This is a genomic window from Leuconostoc fallax KCTC 3537, from assembly GCF_000165675.1.
GTDB lineage: Bacteria > Bacillota > Bacilli > Lactobacillales > Lactobacillaceae > Leuconostoc_B > Leuconostoc_B fallax.
In genome coordinates, this window is the sequence record NZ_AEIZ01000006.1 from 1 (window position 1) to 19,692 (window position 19,692).

The window sequence follows — 19,692 nt, forward strand, 5'->3', positions numbered from 1 at the left end:
CATATATATGGTTTTTGGCTTTTTCAATTAACAATTATTCGATACCTGATCCTGCCTCAATACTATCTGGCAAAATGGTCACTGTTACTTTACCATTCTTTTCAGCAGAGAGAATCATACCTTCACTCATCTCACCTGCCATTTTGCGTGGTTTCATATTAGCAACGATAGCCACCGTTTTTCCGATCAGAGCTGTTGGCTCTGGATACCATTTACGAATACCTGAAAGGATTTGTCTTGGTTTACCAGAACCATCATCCAATGTAAACTTAAGAAGTTTTTCTGATTTTGCCACAATTTCACCAGCTGTGATTTTAGCTGCAAGAATTTGTACCTTGTCAAAATCATCATAAGCAATTGGTGCTTTTTCTACTACTGCTTCGGTTTGTGCTTTTTGTTTGGCTTCTTCTTTAGCTGCACGTCCCTTACCTTTAGTATCTTTAGAAACCAAACCTGCAATAAAGGTTACTTCCTCTTCAAAATTTTGACGTGGGAAGATTGGTTGTCCCTTCTTCACAACTTTTCCACCTGTTGGTAAGCCACCAAAAGATAGATTAGCAATACGCACACCCTCTTTGGGATAATCTAATCCAAGTTGTTCAAATATTTTGGCAGGTGCTTGTGTCAGTACAGGTTGCAATAGTACAGCAGTAACTCTTAGCGAAGCCGCCAAATGTGCCATGACACTTGACAACTCATCTGCACGCGCTTCATCTTTTGCCAAAACCCAAGGTTGTGTTTCATCAATATATTTATTGGCACGACGAATAATCGTCCATATTGACTCCAAAGCATCTGCTGTCCGTAATTTGTTGAAATGCTGATGATACGTTACCATACTTTCGTTAATAATCCGAATTAAATCTTCATCAAATGACGTTTTACCGGTTGCTAACTTTGGAATAATGCCCTCTTCGTACTTATTAATCATGGCAATTGTCCGATTAAGTAAATTACCAAGGTCGTTTGCCAAATCAAAATTAACACGACTCACAAAGTCCTCAGGTGTAAAGACACCATCATTACCAAATGGCATTGCTCGTAATAGATAGTAACGTACTGCATCAAGACCATAACGTTGTTCTAATACTTCAGGGTAAATAACGTTACCCTTTGATTTAGACATTTTACCGTCTTTCATCACTAACCAACCGTGCCCAATCACTGATTTTGGTAGTGGTAAGCCTAGTGCATGTAAAATAATTGGCCAATAAATCGTATGGAAACGCACAATTTCTTTACCAACTAATTGTGCATTAGCTGGCCAATAGCGTTGGAATAATGTATCATCAGCACTACCATAACCCAAGGCAGTAATATAGTTGGCCAAGGCATCGATCCACACATAAATGACATGCTTTTCATCACCAGGTACCTTAACACCCCAATCAAAACTGGTTCTTGTCATGGCAAGATCTTCCAAGCCAGGCGCTATAAAGTTACTGATCATTTCATTCATTCGTGCCTCAGGCTGAATAAAATTAGGATGCAATTTATAGTAGTCCAATAACCAGTCAGCATACTTACTCATCTTAAAGAAGTAAGCTTCTTCTTTGACTAGCTCAACTTCGTGTCCTGATGGTGCTTTACCGCCAATTACCTTACCATTATCATCATGATACACTTCGGCTAATTGTGATTCCGTAAAGTATTCTTCGTCAGATACTGAATACCATCCCTCGTATTCGCCTTTATAAATATCACCTTGATCTAGCAATTGTTTAAAAATATTCTGAACTGCTGCTTCATGCTGTGGTTCAGTTGTTCGAATAAATTGATCATATGAAATATCCATTAATGACCATAATTCTTTAATTTGTTTCGCCATACCATCCAAATATTGAATTTCAGATTGTCCAGCTGCTTGTGCTTTTTGTTGGATTTTGAGCCCATGTTCATCAGTCCCAGTCAAAAATAAACATCTTGACCTAACAGGCGATGATAGCGCGCTGCAGCATCAGCCAAAACCGTGGTATAGGTATTGCCTAACTGTAATTTCCCTGATGGGTAATAAATTGGTGTTGTAATATAAAATGTATTATCTTCACGCTTTGCAAATTGTTGCTCTGCCTTAGAAAACTTATCATAAATAACAGCACTATCTGTTAGATTTCCAGTGTTAAATAAGACATTATTTGGTTCTGACATATGAGTCCTCTTTCCTTTTACCGTATGAGGTAATATAAATTTATTATAGCGAATTTTAAGCTATTTTGATACCGCCGCCGCTGCTTTGTATAGATAACATCTCCCAATCAAATGTGTATAAATGAGCAGGCAGCTACTTAATTCTCATACGTATACTGTTTTTTGAAAAGCGGTGAAGCTGTCGCATGATAAGCCTTGGGTTGCATAATATTGACATGTAACATATCGTGTTTCCCATTTAACTGCAACATACATTGTCCCGGCTGCAATCTTTGATATTGTAATAAATCGTCAACTTTTGGCGTTACCAAACAATTGAGTTCCTCTGAATCATTCAACTGGTGAATTAATATGCTACCAAATTGTCCCCGCAATTGGGCTGGTAAGTCAAGTGGCGATTGTGTCGACAATGCAACGTATAAACCATACTTTCTGCCTTCCCGAATCAACTTAAATAAACCAGATTCCGTCAGATTTTCATGCTCTGCCGGGATAAAGCGATGGGATTCATCCAAAAAAAGTGTGATGGGAAAACGATATGCACTTGTCGCTCTTAACACTAAAAGATGTCTTAATAAAATAGATAAAACTAAGCGGCTTTGTGAGCCTTGTACCATTAACGCACTAATATCAATGACCAACGTTAATTGGCCTTGATGTTCAGAAAATAATTTTAAAATGTAAAACAAGTCTGTCTGTGTTTGTTTCGCCACATGATGATCATGCCTATTGAAAATATACTGTAAATTTGGTGATTGCAATGCTTGTTTCATTGCCAACAAAGTCAACCAATGCGCTTTGATGTTATGATAATCGAGTACTTGTCCTAATAAGCTATAATCCGCTCGATCATCACTCAACGGCACAACAAATTCCTGAATAACTTGATCAAGCAACAGGTTAGCATCATAATCTGTTCCAAACATTTTTAAAGCCGTCTGTTGTTGTTGAAATACTTCTTGTGATTGATTAACTTTTTGGTACAATCCCGGTTGTTGGATGACGTTCTTTTGTATTTTAAGTGATGTCATAGCAGCGTCAATTTGCTTGACTAAAGTCCCTTTAGCATCACCTAACAAATCCGCAATTTCTTTTGCCGAAAAATGACTAAAATCTAAATTAGCATTTTGCCCTAACTTATACTGCACTGAATGCGCTAAATCATGATACTCGCCTGTTGGATCAAGTATGATGGTTGCCTGTTGTTTTGATTGTAGACTTTCTACCAATTTTAGTAGAGATGTTGATTTACCACTACCAGTAGCACCAGTGATTAATAAATGATGTGCTAACAGTGCATTAGCATCAAGGTCGACCTGCTCGTTGGCAATAGTATTTTTTGCAAAATTATCAATAATCACTTTAACTTTCTCCTAACATTTTTTATCTTATCAATATAGACACACTCAAAATTGGCATGTAATTTATTCTTTCACGTAGCATATTCTAAGGTGTTTTGATACCATAAGGTTAACAGTTTGGAGGGGAAAATGACACAATTAGATCAAATTCAGCAATTCATGCAGCAAGTTTTGGGTAATGATGAAACAGGACATGGCACTGACCATATTGAGCGCGTTCTAGCTTTATCTAATACAATTTTAGAACATGAGCCAAGTGCTGATCCTTTTATCGTACGCGCTGCAGCGCTATTACATGATACCTATGATGATAAATTATTCAGTGATGTTGTCGCAGCCAAACAACGTGTAGCTGATTTTCTTAATAGTATTGATGTAACGAAGGCACAACAGACTGCTATTTTCTATATCATTGACAATATGTCTTGGTCTAAATCACTAGATGGTGCTGCTCCATTAGATATTAATGGACAAATTGTTCAGGATGCGGATCGATTAGAAGCTATTGGTGCTATTGCAGTCGCTCGAACAATTGAATATGGTGTTCATGCACATCATGCACTTTATGATCCTAACATCAAGCCACGTCATCACATGGACAAAAAAGAATATCGAAAGGGAAGTTCTACTGCCATTAATCATTTTTATGAAAAACTCTTTCTACTTAAAGATTATCTCAACACCGATACAGCTAAAAAAATTGGGGCTGGGCGTCATCAATTTATGTTAGATTTCGTACATCAATTCGAAGATGAATGGCAATTAAAAAATAAAGCCAAAATAAAAAAGGTAAGATACAATGTATCTTACCTTTTTATTTTGATTTTATTGCTTAGCAGCAGTAATCCGTTCGTTAAAGTTCAGATTGGCTACACCTTGATCCAATAATTTCTCAATTGCATCATCTTGTGACTCGCCGTGCTTACGTTCTAATTCATTTTCATATGCATCAACATATTGATCTTCAAACATATCATACAATTCGTCATTAGATTTACCATTATGAATATCGGTACTATTATTTTGAACAAACTTGTCCAAATCTGAATTCAAGCGTTCATTCACTTTATCTTGACTGGGTAAATTATAACCACCAGGCATACTGCTGCTACTGCTACTACTTGTCGTGCTACTACCACCACTACCTGACTGCGAATAAGAGGTACTGGTAGACTGTTCTTGTGGTGTATCTGTTCGATCATCACGATCGTCTTGTAATTCGCTATAAGTATAAAACGCTATACCACAGACTACTAATGTGACCAAAGAAGAAATAATACCAATTAAAACACCTTTTTTCATGTACACGCCTCATTTCCTAGTGCTTGTCTAATTTTCTGAAATGTAACCGTTTGACTCCTTACTAATATTCTACTGAATACCAACTTTAAGGTCTAGGAAAGTGCTTGAAAAAAGCTTGTCCATTAAGTAATGGACAAGCTAAATTGCATCTATTAACCGCGACCCATTAATTTTTTGAGTAGCCGATAGATTTTATATTTAAGGGGCTGAACTGGCATCATGAAGTTTCCCACGAGTTGACGTGCAGAACCATTAAAGGCAGTTTTAAAGCCCAAAACGCCATCAGTGCCATCAAAGCGGCCAGCAATACCATAGAAATTATAACGCTTTATACCGGCTTGAACAGCTTGATTAATCATTACATCTTGGATTTGGTAAGGACCATAATAGTCCATATACGTCTCATCAGTACCAGAGAATAAGTAATTCATTTCTTGTGGTTGTTGAATAAATAAAGCACAAGCAACAACGACTTCATCAACACCAGCTTGTTGATGTTGTTCTTCAGCTTTGTTAATACGCTTTTTATGCTGCTGACGCTGATCGTCAAATTCCGCATACTGACGTTTAAATTTATCGTTAGCGGGATACTTTTCAATTTTTTGATTAATTTTATCCAATTTAGCAGTTAATGCACTCACTTTTTGCTGTTCTTCTTGAATATAGTTATTAAAATTCAATTCAGCAAATAAAAATGTCGCACGATCACCATAAACATCATAAACAGTCTCATAAAAATTGAGATCCTTATCATGATAATGTAGACGATCAGCTGTCTTTTGTGTTAAAGCTTTAAAATCGGCTAAATCTGATTTTTTAACTGACGTAATTTAATACCGAACTGCTTATTTTTTTCAGATAATATACTGCATTCTTAGTGTAAGATTGATGAACTGACTTCTCATCACTTAATTCTGATAGATCTTTAATGTACTCCCACTCTGGTGAAGCAACCGTTGTAAAGCCATCCGAGAATGGTTGATGCACAAATCCCAAACGTGACATTTGGTCAAAGAATGATGTATTCTTGTCACCAATTGTTTCACCGTGATTGTCTGTTAATTGGAATGTTACATTAGGCCGTACCTCAATATACAAACCATTATGCGCCTTAGCAAACATCTTGAAAGCTGCAAAAAAGTACGCTACTAACTCTTGGTTATCAAAATCAAGTAATGGGCCACGATCAAGTGACATCACATAACCCAGTCGAACAGTTTCGCGCAACACTAGCGCTGTAGCTACCACTTCATTATTTTTGGTTTCTTTTACACCGACCAACCAAATTTTATACCCACGCTTTTTTAGTAATTCAGCCTGAGATTGAGATTGTAGAAAAGTACCTAATTGGTGTTGCTTTTCAAATTGATCAAATTCTTCATTAGTAAGTTCAGTAAACTGATAAGTCATAAGTAAAAAATCCTCTGTAATTCACTATACATGAAAACATAAAAAAAGTAGGGGGTACCCCTACTTTTTTCATAAATTTATTGTGCGTCAACCACGATCCAACCGTTGTAGTATCCAACACCGGCTGAAGAAAGATTAGGGTTAATGATAAATTCAGTATGTCCACCGTTAACCATACCTGTTTCATTATACCAAGCATCGATAACTGCTGCACCGGCACCGAAGCCATTGGCAACAACTTCAGGTGTATTTGAACCTTCATGCAAACTGAACCAGTTTGAGTTAGATGCCATTTGTTGTGCACGCGCTTGTGCTTTAGCTGATAATGAAGCATTCAATGATACTGGCTTCAAACCAAGTTGGGCACGCTTAGCGTTCCATGCATTAATTGTTGCATCAGCACTAGTTGAAGATACTGTTGATGTAGATGTTGCAGATGATGTTGATGTCTTTTCAACAGTTGCAGCTTGAGTTTGTGTTGATGTCGTTGTTGAAGCTTGAGCTGTATTTTGTGTTGCTTGTGTAGTTGTCTTCTTAGACGTACTTACACTACCGTTTGCCTTATAAGCATCATATTCAGCTTGTGTCATGTAGTTATCGCCGTTTGCATCGGCATCAGCAATATATGACAAGGCTTGCTCTTGCTTTTGTACAGGTGCTGTTGCCTTGGGCTCAGCAGCCTTAGGTGCAGCAGGTGTTTGTGATGATGCTGCAGAAGATGCTTGTGATGAAGCAACTGGTGCTGTTACAGAAGAAGTAGATGCTTGTGTTGATGATACTGCATTATTTTGTGTTGCTGATTCTGTAGAAGATGCAGGTGCTTGTGTTGATGATTCTGCACTGCTTTGTGATGAGGATTCTGCAGAAGATGCAGGTGCTGCTTGTGATGCTACTGTTGTCTTAGCAGGTGTTACTGAACTTTGTGATGATTGTTCAGATGTTGCTACAGATGATACTGGTGCTTGTGTTGATGCACTTGGTGCAGTAGCAGTGTTTTGAGTTGAAGTTGCTGAACTTTGTGCTACGGATGACTGTGCAGGTGCTGCTACAGAAGATGCAGGTGCTTGTGTTGATGACACTGCACTGCTTTGTGATGATGATGATTGTGATGAAGCAGCAGGTGCTTGTGTTGTAGGCGCAACCTTAGTAGTGGCTGCGTTTCCTGACAACTTCAATGACTGACCAACAAGAATTAAATCAACGTTTGAAATATTGTTAGCAGCAGCGAGTGTTTCTACTGAAACATTATGTGCAGCAGCAATGGCGCGAAGTGTGTCACCAGCAACTACTGTATAAGTACCAGAAACTTTAGCAGTTTGTGGTTGTACAGCTTTAGCTGTTGCTGTCTTAGTAGTTGAAGTTTCTAACTTTTGACCCGCAATAATCAAATTAACATTTGAGATATTGTTAGCCTTAGCAAGTGCGTCAACAGTTGTGTTGTAACGAGATGCCAAGCTGTAAAGTGTGTCCCCTGACTTGATGTTAATTGTGTCAGCTGAAACTTGTGATGCACCTGCAACGGCGAAAGCACCGGCTGTGGCTGCGATTGATTTAGCAATAGTTGATGGTTTCATAAATACCTCTTTTTGAAAAATTCTTTTTATACTGACTTAAACTCTATACGATATGATGTTTAAAATTATTCTGTTTTTCTTAACTCAACAGTGTCCAGTATAACAATGTACTATGTCATTAACATAATTTGAATTTTTCAGAATGCTTTCATTGATAAGGTTGCGTGTCATTCATTACAAAAAGATTACAATATTACACTGTCTTACCGGCAAAATTAGGATACCAATCTTTAGAAAGCACTTGAACTTTAGCTGTTTCTTGACCTAATTTAGCTGCAATAAATTGATTACCACCAATATAAATACCGACATGATAAGGGTTTGCTGGAATTCCCCAAAATAATAAGTCGCCTGGTGTTGCTTGGAGTACACCAATCATTTGATGTATTTGATTAACTTGCGTGCTGATTTCATTTGACCACTTGTAATGATTTTTGGTTTGTAATCTGAATGATTTAATACAGCCGCAACCCATTCACCACTATTTAATTGGCTATAAGATGTATTGATAAGGTTAAAAGCAACCTGGATACTTGAACCCGATTGCTTTTCTAGTATTGGACTATTGTGCATTGACCACAATCCATCCATTATAATAACCCACACCAGCTTGAGTGAAGTTAGGATTAACGATAAATTCAGTATGACCACCATTTACCATGCCAGTTTCATAGTACCAAGCATTAATAACTGATGAACCAGCGCCAAAACCATTGGCTACAACTTCTGGCGTATTAGAACTAACGTGCGCCCCAAACCAATTAGATGATGAACCCATCAATTGTGCACGTTGTTGTGCATGCGCTGACAATGAAGCACTAATTGTAACAGGCTTCAATCCCATCTTGGCACGCATTGCATTCCAAGCATTAATTGTTGCATCAGCAGATGATGTTGCAACAGATGAAGTATTTGATGTTGTTTCATTACTTGTTTGAACAAGTTGTGCGCTACTTTTTGTTTGTGTTGTTTGCGCTTGTTGTGTGGCTGCTTGTGTTGTTTGTGCTGCTGAACCGCCATTAGCTTTGTAAGCTGAATATTCTGCGGCTGTCATGTAATTATCATGGTTTGCATCAGCTGCAGCAACGTATTCAACATTAGCAGGTACTGTTTCTGTAGATGTAGTAGCTGTTTGTGTTGGCTTTGCTTCAGTTGTTGTTTGTTGTGCTGAACCGCCATTAGCCTTGTAAGCTAAATATTCTGAAGCTGTCATGTAATTATCATGGTTTGCATCAGCTGCAGCAACGTATTCAACATTAGCAGGTACTGTTTCTGCTGATGCTGTTTGTGTTGACTTTGCCTCAGTTGCTTGTTGTGCTGAACCACCATTAGCTTGATAAGTTGTATATTCTGCGGCTGTCATGTAATTATCATGATTTGCGTCAGCTGCAGCAATATACTCAACATTGGCAGGTACAGTTTGTGCAACAGTCTTTGTTTCGACCGTTGCTGTTGTTTGTGCTGTAGATAACTTCAAAACAGCATCCGTTACAACCAAATCAGTATTGGAAATATCGTTATTTTGAGCTAATACTTGCGCACTAACACCCGTCTTTTCAGCAATTTTTGTTAGTGTATCGCCTGATTGTACTGTATAAGTTGCTTTATCGGCACTTAAACCTTTAACATTTTGATCAGTTGAAATGTTAATTGTACTACCAGCTACAATCAAATCTGATTGTGAAATATTGTTAGTTTTTGCTAAGGCATCAACAGTTGTGTTATGTTCAGTAGCAATTTTTGATAAAGTGTCACCTGATTGTACAGTTACTGTATCTGCTGATACAGTCGCTTGTGCGCCAGTGAAGGCTGCAGCGGCACCAGCAGTCGCTAACAATGCATTTTTGATTATCTTGCTCATAAGGGGGTATCTCCAGTTTATAAAGTATTTAGTAAGATTATTAATTTTTAGACTTGTTCTTAAACAAATCTTAACAACATGAACTAGTATACCTATTTTTTATAACATCAATATTGTTCAATCTTTGCTATTAAATAACAATGTTACAAAATTATTTCATGAGCTAATAATGCGCTGTGATCGCGTTTATCCGTCAAAATGTAATTTTTTCAATAAAAAATAGTGTGATTTCACACTATTTCATCATCATTGCATAAATCTTAATGCCTTAATAAAAAATTTAGAATTTAAAAGGATAATAAAATGCTGCCATAAGTAAAACCAGCACCAAAGCCTGTTAATAATACTTTTTACCTGTTAACTGCTGTTGCTGTCGTAATTCATCTAAACCAATTGCAATACCAGCAGACGATGTATTACCATATTTCGTAATATTAGTAGAAAATTTAGTGATTGGCTGTTGCAGTGCATCGGCAATAAATTCAATCAGTCTCAAATTCGCTTGATGCGGGATAAAGTAATCAATATCATGTGGTGTTAAATCATTTTGCGCCAAAAATTTAACAATATGTTGTGGAATCAATGTCGTTACTTCACTGAAAACATCACGACCCACTTGTGCAAAAGCGTCCATTTTTGGGTAGTTATCAACAGACAATTGAGTTAAGGGCGCGACCCGTCCTGAATGTACGACCTCGGAATTACCAATAGTGTGCATTTCTTCATCTATAATAATCCCTTCTTCTGCTGATGTTAAGATATAGGCAGCAGCTGCGTCACCAAAAAAACGGTGGAAGTTCGATCAGAAAAGTCCATCATTTTAGAATTTACTTCAGCAGAGATCAATAATATATTACGATAACTACCTGAGCGAATAAATTTATCAGCAGTACTTAACCCAAAAATGAATCCTGAACAAGCTGTTGCTAAGTCATAAGCCCAAGCACCTTCAGCATTAAGGTTGCGTTGTACCAATGCAGCAGTGGATGGGGATAAACCATCTGGTGTAAATGTCGTCACAATAATCGCATCGATATCACTTGCGTCTAGATGTGTTTGTGCTAATGCTTTTTTAGCAGCCGCAGTCGCTAAATCGCTGGTATCTTCACCCTGCAAGGACATATGGCGTGTTTTAATCCCAGTATGTGCTTGAATCCAAGCATCACTCGTATCCATGATTTTTACCAAATCATCATTTGTCACAACGTTTTCAGGGACATAATGTGCACTGGCAATTATTTTAGTTCCGGGCATAATCTTCCCTCTTTAGTTTTAAATACTTTACCTATTGTAACGAATTTTTTCAAAATTACAAAATAAATAAGAAAGTTGGCGAACCAACTTTCTTATTTTTACTTTTCAGTTTTATTAATGAAGGTTTGGACAATGTCAGCGGGAATAGAGAAACCCATCCCCTCAACACTTGTACCATCTGTTGAGTTGGCTAATTTCATCGAATTAATACCGACTACCTCACCCTTTAAATTAATCAAAGGCCCGCCAGAATTTCCTGAATTAATCGCAGCATCCGTTTGAATAACGGTGGCCTTAGTGCCTTGACTATTAACGACCAGTTGACGTCGTGTAGCCGAAATAATCCCACTCGTTAATGATGTTGCATATTCAGAACCTAGCGGTGAACCAATCGCTAATACTTGTTGTCCAGATTGGAGCTTTTTAACATCTGCAAAAGTCGCAGCTGTTTTAAAGTGCTTGGCGCTTGTCCGTAGTACAGCTAAATCCTTAGTGGTATCTGTACCAACGATGGTTGCCGTGGCTTTCTTCCCCGCAGCAGATATTAACTGAAGCTTAGCCGAACTAGCCACAACATGGCGGTTGGTAATAATATAAGCGGTATCACCTTTAATCTTATAGACAACACCAGAACCTTCAGAAGCAGTGGTTAAGTTGCTACTATCATCGCTTGCATTACCCACTGTTAGGCCCCATTGAGCGGATTGCTTTTGCTGCAAATTCTGTACAGTGACTACAGCATTTTTCACTTTATTGTAGGCTGTTGTCGCATTGTCCTCGCTTGTATAAGAGACAGTCGAAACTTTCGTAACTCCTGTATGATTACTTGCTTTATTTGATACAAACGATTTTTGGAACCATGAATTAGGCTGTAGTCCTGTATAAACGACTAGTCCACCAATCACTGCAGCAACAAGTGCTACTAATAAAAAGGCTTTTTTTGTCATCGTTAATCCTCACTTTTAATTCAATATTATATGACCCATTAAGATTAAGTCAGATTTACATTGGTAATGTTACCTTAAACACGGTACCTTGTGGCTTATTATCATAAACAACAATTTTACCATTATGGGCTAAAACAATCCATTCAGCAATCGATAAGCCAAGTCCTGTACCACCCGTCTCTCGGTTACCTGTCTTATCCTCTCGATAAAAGCGATCAAAAATATGTTTTTTGGCTTCATCACTAATACCACTACCAGTATCTGCGACACTCAATACTAATTTTTTACGTTCAACTGTAGCCGATACTGCGATTTTGGCACCAGAAGAAGAATATTTTAATGCATTATCTAGTAACAAAACAAGTAATTGATGAATTCTCTTACGATCAATCGAAACCTGTTGTGGTACGTCAGTTGCTAAGGTCACTTCTTTCTCATCAAATTGCGCCATCTCTTGATAAGGCGCTGTAATCTCTGTCAAAAATTCAGCAATATCAGTTGCTTCTTTTTCTAACTTCGTCATATTCGATCCTGCTTTAGCCAAAGTCAACATATTACTTGTTAAGGCATTTAGACGGCGAATTTCAGACAAAGATAAAATAATTTGACTCGACTGATTCCTAATTGTATCTTCGGGGTGTGTTAGCATTGTTTCTAACTTACCCTGAATAACTGCCAAGGGTGTACGTAATTCATGTGCTGCTGTATCAACGAAATCTTGCTGTCGTTGCCATGATTTCAAAATTGGAATCATGTTTCGGCGACTAATCACATAACTGATTGCTAATGCTAGTAACCCGAACGTACCAAATGACCAAAAAATCACTTGCTTAAAGCGCTGTAAATTAAACATTGTATCTGTAACATTAACAAGCACCATGGCATATTTTACTTTGGTGTCTTCGAAAGTCACATTGTTTTTAAATGCAACACTCGCCATCCGATAATGATTACCGTTGACTTCAATGGTTGTAATTGGTCGACTTACGCCTGATTTTTGAAAATGAATGCCCGCTAACACTTCTGAACGATATACATTGGCTGCGAGTTGATCCACAACAACTTTAGATTTTTTATCAAATAAAATAACTTCTGTTCTTGTATTTGGTATCGATGTTGACGGTATTCTTTTTGTGGTTGTATCATCTGCTAAGTATTTTTGTTGCTCCCATACCCGCACTTGTTGATTAATCGCCATATCTGAACTTTGATAAATTGAGCGTGTGTACGTCCAATAAATAAGCAAACCCAGAAACGTAAAAATAACAAAGAAAGCACCAAATTGCCATAAAAATCCGGAAATTTGTTGCCGCTTATTGATAATATTCGGCATTATTCACCTACTTCTAAGATAAATCCAATGTTTCGTAATGTCTTGATCAAATTATCTTGACCCACTGCTTCTAATTTACGACGTAAATTATTTAAATAGATATTCACAACATTAATGGTTGTATCGGAATCAATGCCCCAAACACGATCAAATATTTGCTCACGTGTAATAATAATATTTTTGTTTTGTGCTAAATAAGTCAAAATATCAAACTCTTTACCAACTAATTTAACAGGTTGTCCATGCACTTGTACCCCACGATTTTCGAGATTAATTAAGACATCCCCAACCTCAATGGTATTGTCTTCCGAGAAAACACCACTACGGCGCAATAACGCTTTAACGCGTACAAGCAACTCCTCGCGATAAAAAGGCTTTGTTAAATAATCATCTGCGCCGACATTAAAACCTTCAATTTTATCATCAAGAGAACTTTTAGCAGTCAGAATCAAGACCGGCGTTTCAATTTCTTTCTCACGTAGATTTTTGATAATTGTTAGACCATCTTGTCCTGGTAACATTAAATCGCTAATCACCAAATCATATGGTACTTCTTGTGCTTCAAATTCTCCGTCTAAACCATCCTCGACGACTTTAACATCTGAAAAATCTTGCAAAAAGCCAACAATACTATCTGCTAAGTTCACATCATCTTCGATTAATAAAATTTTAATTGCTTTTGTCATGATTCTCTCCACCTATCCAGCATTTTACTATTTCTATTCTACCCTTTTCGGCTTAATTGAAAATAAAAAATGCGACATACGTCGCATTTTATCTACTATTGTAGTGTTAGTTTTAAATCTTCTGCTTTTATCCAACCAAAATGTTGAATAAAAATATATTTTAGTAACAGTGCTAGTAAGACTGGTAAAATAACGAAAACTAATAATACAAATATAATCGCCAGTATACTTTTATCCGATTGGCTATATGCTGTTAAAGGCCCAATCAAACCAGAGAAACCAAAGCCAGCAGAGAAAGCCGTCCCTTTTATATTTAATAGTGTCGCAATAGCGCCCATGATACCCGCACCAATTGAAGTTGGAATAAATAGTTTTGGCTTGGTCAACATATTGGCCATTTGGATTTTAGGGGAACCAACGAAATGTGCCAATGTACCACCTAATGGATTCACGCTACTGCCCATGGCAGCTAAAGTAAAACTCGCTACCGTAATGCCAGCATTAGCTGCACCCGATCCAACACCTGCTAAACCAATGGCCATACCAATGCCAACAGATGAAAGTGGTGACACAATTAAGAAAGCAAATATCATGCCTAATAAAGCGCCCATCAAGATAGGTGTTAAATCAGTTGCATAAGCAACCAATTCACCAACATACGTTTGGACGTTTCTTAATGGTTCCAGTGTCGCTAGGCCAATACCACCTGCAATAATCAATGTTAATAGTGGTTGCAAGAGCATTTTGAGATGCCCTAGTCGTTGCTTAGTTAATTGAACAATAATGGTCGACAGGAAGGCGACTAAAATGATGTTCAAAATAACACCGGTACCAGCAATCGTCATCCCTTTTGGAGAAGGCGTCACAACTCCTGCTGATACAAAGGTAGCTAAAGCAATTGAACCAGCATCAATCGTTGATAATTTCAAAATTTGACCGACAGCAAAGCCCGAAACGATTGGCAAAGCACACTGTGAGAGTGTTGTCATAAAGCCGATTTGTTGTGCGAAAGCATTACCTGAAAATAATGGTAACAGTTGATTGACTAACGCACTAGGTATCAATGTTATGACGATTCCTAAGCTCGTGCCATTTAAAACATTAATGATAAATTTCTTGATTGTTTGCCATGATGTGGTATTGGTCATGGTTTTTTGAGTCGTCATAAAGTATCCTATTAAATTTCGTGCTCTGACGTTTGATTTGTTAATATTGTCAAAGTATCCTGCAATGCAATATCTACCATATTCTTGACTGCAATATTGGTAAAGAAAGCAACATGTGGTGTTATCAATACATTTGGCATTGCTAATAATTTGGCAATTCTTGAATCTGGTATGCCCGTCGTACTCAAGTTATGATTGAAAACAGCTGATTCACCTTCTACTGTGTCTAATGCTACGGCAGCTATTGGTCCATTCTCTAAAGCGACAATCAAATCATCTGTATTAATAACGGGTCCTCTAGAAGCATTAACCAAATAACTTTCTGGTTTCATCTGTGCAAAATCTTTTGCGGTCAAAAGGCCAACTGATGTTGGATTGAGATCAACATGCAAACTGATGACATCGCTTTCGCGCAGTAATTGTGCTTTAGAAACATAGGTCACAATACCTTGTAAGTCCTCACGTTGCTGCACATCGTGAGCCAATACTTTAGCACCTAAAGCATGTAACAGTTTTGCTAGTGTGCCACCGATTCGTCCAGCACCAATAATCCCAACAGTGACGGAGTGTATTTCTTTTGACTGAAGCCCCGCCCAACGAAAATCTTGATTCGCTATGCGTTGGTCAAAAGCCAAAGTTTGACGCAGCAGTCTAAAAATCTGCATCAACGCCATCTCAGCTACTGAACGTGGTGAATATGCTGGTACATTCGTCACAGCCAATCCTGCTTTTTTAGCTAGGTCCACCTCAATCATGTCATATCCAGCGGTCCGCGTTGCTATTTGTTTTAAACCAGCATCTTTTAGTTGATGATAAAAAGCCACATCACCGCCTATTTTTGATGTTTGCTGGATAACCAGACCATCGATGTCTGTTAAATCAGGTAAAGTTCCTGGATGACATTCTTTCGTGGTTACCATAATATCGATATGATGTGCTTTAGCAAAATCATCAATCGCTGATTGTTCATCATCCCGGACACTGGTCATCAAAATTTTAGTCATTATGCTTGGGCGCTTTCCTCAATATATTCACCAAGACGCTTCATTGCTTCTTGTAGGGTTGTCATTGAAGCAGCGTAACTGATACGAACATAGCCTTCACCACCAGGTCCAAAAGCTGATCCAGGAATCAAGGCTAGCTTATTTTTGTAAGCAAGATCACGTGCAAATGCAACATCATCTTGGCTTAATTCAGCTGGAATTTTGGCGAAAATATAAAATGCACCGTTTGGTTTAGGTACAGTAAAGCCAAGTTGTGTCATTTGATCATACACATAATCACGACGCTTTTGGTACTCAGCTTTCATATCTAATGTGTCTTGTTTACCTGCTGCCGTACTCAAGGCCTCTGTTGCGGCAACCATAGCTGAATTAGTCGCTGTTGTAATTGTAAACTGGTGAATGAGGCCGAGACGTGCAACTAATGGTGCAGGTGCTGCTAGGAAACCAATACGGTATCCGGTCATCGCATGTGATTTTGACACACCATTTAACAAAATTGTTTGTTCTGGTAAATACTTTGCCATTGAAGCATGCTTTGCATCATAAGTTAATTCTGAATATATTTCATCTGAAATCACAATAATATTTGTGTCACGTAGGACATCAGCCAAAGCTTGCACTTCCTCAGCTGTATAAGTAACACCTGTTGGGTTTGAAGGGAAGTTCAAAACGATTGCTTTAATCTTATCACCATGCTCTTCAATCGCTGCTTTCAACATTTCAGGACTCAAAACAAAACCATTAGCAGATGTATCCATAAATACTGGTTCTGCACCATCAATGATCGTAATTGGAATATACAGCGGGAAAATTGGTGTTGGCAATAGTACTTTATCACCTTCATTTAAAATTGAAGTCAACACCGTATAAATTGCTTCGGTCGCACCAACTGTGGCAATGATTTCTTCTTGCGCGTCATAGTCTAAGTCATAGCGATCTTTTAAGAAATTTGCAGCTGCTTGACGTAATTCTATTTTTCCATTAGACGCTGCATAATGAGAATCATCATTATTAATCGAATCAATGGCGGCCTGCTTAATATGATCTGGCACATTAAAATCAGGCTCTCCCAAAGTTAATTTTAAAATATCAGGGATACTACTGATTTCATTATCAAAAGCACGAATAGCACCTGGCTTAACCAAGTCCAAACGCTTGTTGAGTGATGACAAAATACTTTGTTTTACTTCGGGCATATTCTCTCTCCATTTTCTCAAAACAAAACCCCGTCTGATTACAATTAACCAGACGGGGTTCACATGTCCATGCATTACGAACTTGTGTGATATCTGGTCGCTATGTCGCTTCCGTATACCAACACAAATTACTTTTGGTATACGTTCTACGCAAAATACCAAAAGTAATAAAATGATGTAATTTTAATCGCTGCTTGTGACATGTATTGAGAACCTTCTTAATTGTTTGATGTCACTATTATATTAGTATAATTTTTGATTGTCAATAATCTCATAATATTTTCACTATTCTTTTAACTTTAATTTGTGCGGTAACGCTCTCCCCTGCATCACATCTTGAACAATTAAATCGATGTTCGTTTTGGTAATCGCCCAATCATCGTTTTTGATAACATATGCTGTATTTTCTAAGGCTTCTGGTAACTTAACATCACGTAAAAACTCTGGAGACGTAATTCGCCGTGTTACCAAATCTGGATTATCGCCTCTTACCTGGACACGCTCAATTAATGTATCTGGATGAGCCACCGTAATAAATAGAATGACGGCTTGATTGCCTAATTCACGTGCATAAGTAACGGCTCCAGCCGTATCTAAAACAATTGTTGTGTAATCACTTTTTTCCCACGCATGATTAAGTCCCTCATATGAAGAACCATACTGAAAACCTGCATATGCCACTCGTTCTAAATAATGTTTTTCTTCAAACGAAGCTGGTGTTTCAAAATAATAATCAATATTTTGTTTTTCGCGATTTCGTGGTGGTCGCGTTGTGTGCGTTATAATACGTGGCATATGATAATTTTCTTGTAAATAACGTGCAATCGTTGTTTTACCAACACCTGTAGCACCTGTTATGACGAAGACTTTCTTATTTTTCATCATACTTTTCCTCATCTCCATGCCCTTTTGTTAGTTATATTGTATCGTAAGTTTCGCTTGAGATGGTAAATCTTGCTACACTCTGTTTTGACTGATAAAATTGATGTTATATGTCAAATTGATTGGAGATTTTAATGTCAATATTATCACGCGCATTCAAGCGCGAATCTGTAGATCGCTATCTACAAGCTGATGCTCATATGAAACGGGAGCTATCAACACTAGATTTGGTTGGATTAGGTGTTGGTACAGTAATTGGTACCGGAATTTTTATTCTGCCAGGCCATGAAGCTGCCCAAAATGCCGGTCCTGCTGTCTCAATTGCATTTCTAATTGCTGCCTTCTTTTCTGGATTATCAGGTATGGCCTTTGCGGAATTTACGTCAGCCATGCCAGTAGCAGGTTCTGCGTATTCTTTTGGTAGTGTTATTTACGGTGAAATTATTGGTTGGCTCCTAGGCTGGTCGCTCATTCTAGAATACTTCTTGGCTGTTTCAGCCATTGCAACTGGATTCTCAGCCTATTTTGCTAATTTGCTCACTATCTTTGGGATTCACACACCTAAAAGTTTGTTAGCCGGCCCAATGGAGGGCGGTGTTATTAATTTATTCGCGGTGCTGATTATTCTTATTGTTGCGGCTATCTTATCTCGTGGCCTACATACATCTAAAAAGATTGAAAATTCAGCCGTTATTATCAAAGTTGCTATTCTTGGATTATTTATTATTGGTGGTTCTTTCTTCATTAAAACAAGTAACTATGTGCCATTTTATCCCGAAGAATTTCGCAGAGGTTTCGGTGGACTAGGTGGTATTTGGGCCGCAACGGCTAGTATCATCTTCGCATTTTTAGGTTATGACACAGTTGCAGCTCATGCTGCTGAAGTGAAAAATCCTAAGAAAACGATGGCACGCGGTATATTAGGGACTGTCTTAGTATCCGCTGTATTGTATACACTTTTCTCCGTTGTCCTAACTGGGATTGTTAATTATAAGCAACTTGGTGTAGACGATCCTGCAGCCTTTGCCCTACAAACAATTCATCAAACCCAATTCTCAGTTGTCATTACAGTTGGTGCGTTGATTGGTATGTTCACAGCTATTCTAGCTTTAATTTATGCCTCTTCTCGTTTGGCTTATTCCTTCGGACGTGATGGACTATTACCAAAATCATTAGGTAAAATATCGATAAAATCTCAACTACCTGTCAATGCGTTAATCGTAGCAATTGTGGTTGAAGTTGTTTTCGCAGGTGTTGTACCGTTAAACACATTAACTAGTCTGATTAATGCCGGTACATTATTGGCCTTTATGCTTGTTAATTTTGGCATTATTATACTGCGTCATCGTAAAGATTTACCTAATGATGGTTTTAAAATGCCTGGGTACCCTGTGTTTCCTTTTATAGGTGGTGCCCTTAGTTTATTCTTCTTAACACAATTATCATCAGAAACACTGTATATGTTTGGAATATGGTTAATCATTGGTACCATCTGGTACTTTAATTATGGTATCCGGCATTCCAAATTAAATCATAAATAAAAAACGCGTTAAGCGTTTTTTATTTTG

Annotated in this window: 14 protein-coding genes and 4 pseudogenes; 2 read left to right on the forward strand and 16 right to left on the reverse strand. The window is 37.8% G+C overall.

What is annotated here, in order from left to right; translation table 11 throughout:
* Window positions 1-34: 34 nt before the first annotated feature.
* Window positions 35-2,148 (reverse strand): annotated as a pseudogene (metG, locus tag LEUFL_RS10835) (methionine--tRNA ligase).
* A gap of 137 nt (window positions 2,149-2,285) precedes the next feature.
* On the reverse strand, window positions 2,286-3,509 hold the full coding sequence (locus LEUFL_RS0101215; protein ID WP_010006928.1) for an ATP-binding protein: 1,224 nt from the start codon (window positions 3,507-3,509) through the stop codon (window positions 2,286-2,288).
* 129 nt (window positions 3,510-3,638) lie between these two features.
* Between LEUFL_RS0101215 and LEUFL_RS08990 the strand changes: the two are divergent.
* Window positions 3,639-4,274: pseudogene (locus LEUFL_RS08990) on the forward strand (HD domain-containing protein); the annotation flags it as partial.
* A 60-nt stretch (window positions 4,275-4,334) separates the two neighbouring features.
* Here LEUFL_RS08990 and LEUFL_RS0101225 read toward each other — a convergent pair.
* The 14 genes and pseudogenes from LEUFL_RS0101225 to LEUFL_RS0101285 form a co-directional block, all read right to left on the reverse strand.
* Entirely contained in the window at window positions 4,335-4,811 is a 477-nt protein-coding gene (locus LEUFL_RS0101225; protein WP_029508582.1) for a hypothetical protein, read from the reverse strand.
* 152 nt (window positions 4,812-4,963) lie between these two features.
* Window positions 4,964-6,221, reverse strand: a pseudogene (locus tag LEUFL_RS10840) (aminoacyltransferase).
* Window positions 6,222-6,298: 77 nt separating this feature from the next.
* Entirely contained in the window at window positions 6,299-7,795 is a 1,497-nt protein-coding gene (locus LEUFL_RS0101235; RefSeq protein WP_010006932.1) for a LysM peptidoglycan-binding domain-containing protein, read from the reverse strand.
* Between the two features lie 193 nt (window positions 7,796-7,988).
* Window positions 7,989-8,174 (reverse strand): NlpC/P60 family protein, encoded by a 186-nt coding sequence (locus LEUFL_RS12325; RefSeq protein ID WP_010006933.1) that lies wholly within the window; start codon window positions 8,172-8,174, stop codon window positions 7,989-7,991.
* Window positions 8,171-8,368: a hypothetical protein gene (locus LEUFL_RS12970; RefSeq protein ID WP_010006934.1), complete on the reverse strand. Its 198-nt coding sequence runs from the start codon at window positions 8,366-8,368 to the stop codon at window positions 8,171-8,173. The genes LEUFL_RS12325 and LEUFL_RS12970 overlap by 4 nt, the downstream gene beginning before the upstream one ends.
* Window positions 8,358-9,656: a LysM peptidoglycan-binding domain-containing protein gene (locus tag LEUFL_RS0101245; RefSeq protein WP_010006935.1), complete on the reverse strand. Its 1,299-nt coding sequence runs from the start codon at window positions 9,654-9,656 to the stop codon at window positions 8,358-8,360. Before LEUFL_RS0101245 ends, LEUFL_RS12970 begins: the two co-directional genes overlap by 11 nt.
* Window positions 9,657-9,943: 287 nt before the next feature.
* Window positions 9,944-10,910 (reverse strand): annotated as a pseudogene (locus LEUFL_RS10850) (beta-ketoacyl-ACP synthase III).
* 98 nt (window positions 10,911-11,008) lie between these two features.
* Window positions 11,009-11,857, reverse strand: a complete 849-nt coding sequence (locus LEUFL_RS0101255) for a S1C family serine protease (protein ID WP_010006937.1) — start codon at window positions 11,855-11,857, stop codon at window positions 11,009-11,011.
* Between the two features lie 55 nt (window positions 11,858-11,912).
* Entirely contained in the window at window positions 11,913-13,190 is a 1,278-nt protein-coding gene (locus LEUFL_RS0101260) for a sensor histidine kinase (protein WP_010006938.1), read from the reverse strand.
* Window positions 13,190-13,876 (reverse strand): response regulator transcription factor, encoded by a 687-nt coding sequence (locus tag LEUFL_RS0101265; protein ID WP_010006939.1) that lies wholly within the window; start codon window positions 13,874-13,876, stop codon window positions 13,190-13,192. Before LEUFL_RS0101265 ends, LEUFL_RS0101260 begins: the two co-directional genes overlap by 1 nt.
* Before the next feature lie 95 nt (window positions 13,877-13,971).
* Window positions 13,972-15,042, reverse strand: coding sequence for a PTS sugar transporter subunit IIC (locus LEUFL_RS0101270; protein WP_010006945.1), 1,071 nt, complete (start codon window positions 15,040-15,042; stop codon window positions 13,972-13,974).
* An 11-nt stretch (window positions 15,043-15,053) separates the two neighbouring features.
* Window positions 15,054-16,046 (reverse strand): D-2-hydroxyacid dehydrogenase, encoded by a 993-nt coding sequence (locus LEUFL_RS0101275; RefSeq protein ID WP_010006946.1) that lies wholly within the window; start codon window positions 16,044-16,046, stop codon window positions 15,054-15,056.
* Window positions 16,046-17,242 (reverse strand): pyridoxal phosphate-dependent aminotransferase, encoded by a 1,197-nt coding sequence (locus LEUFL_RS0101280; protein ID WP_010006947.1) that lies wholly within the window; start codon window positions 17,240-17,242, stop codon window positions 16,046-16,048. The genes LEUFL_RS0101275 and LEUFL_RS0101280 overlap by 1 nt, the downstream gene beginning before the upstream one ends.
* Window positions 17,243-17,527: 285 nt before the next feature.
* A complete protein-coding gene (locus tag LEUFL_RS0101285) occupies window positions 17,528-18,124 on the reverse strand; it encodes a nucleoside/nucleotide kinase family protein (RefSeq protein WP_029508584.1) in 597 nt (198 codons plus the stop codon).
* Between the two features lie 134 nt (window positions 18,125-18,258).
* Here LEUFL_RS0101285 and LEUFL_RS0101290 point away from each other — a divergent pair, with 134 nt between their 5' ends.
* Window positions 18,259-19,665 carry an APC family permease gene (locus tag LEUFL_RS0101290; RefSeq protein ID WP_010006949.1) on the forward strand — a complete coding sequence of 469 codons (1,407 nt, stop codon included), beginning with the start codon at window positions 18,259-18,261 and terminating at the stop codon, window positions 19,663-19,665.
* Window positions 19,666-19,692 lie beyond the last annotated feature (27 nt).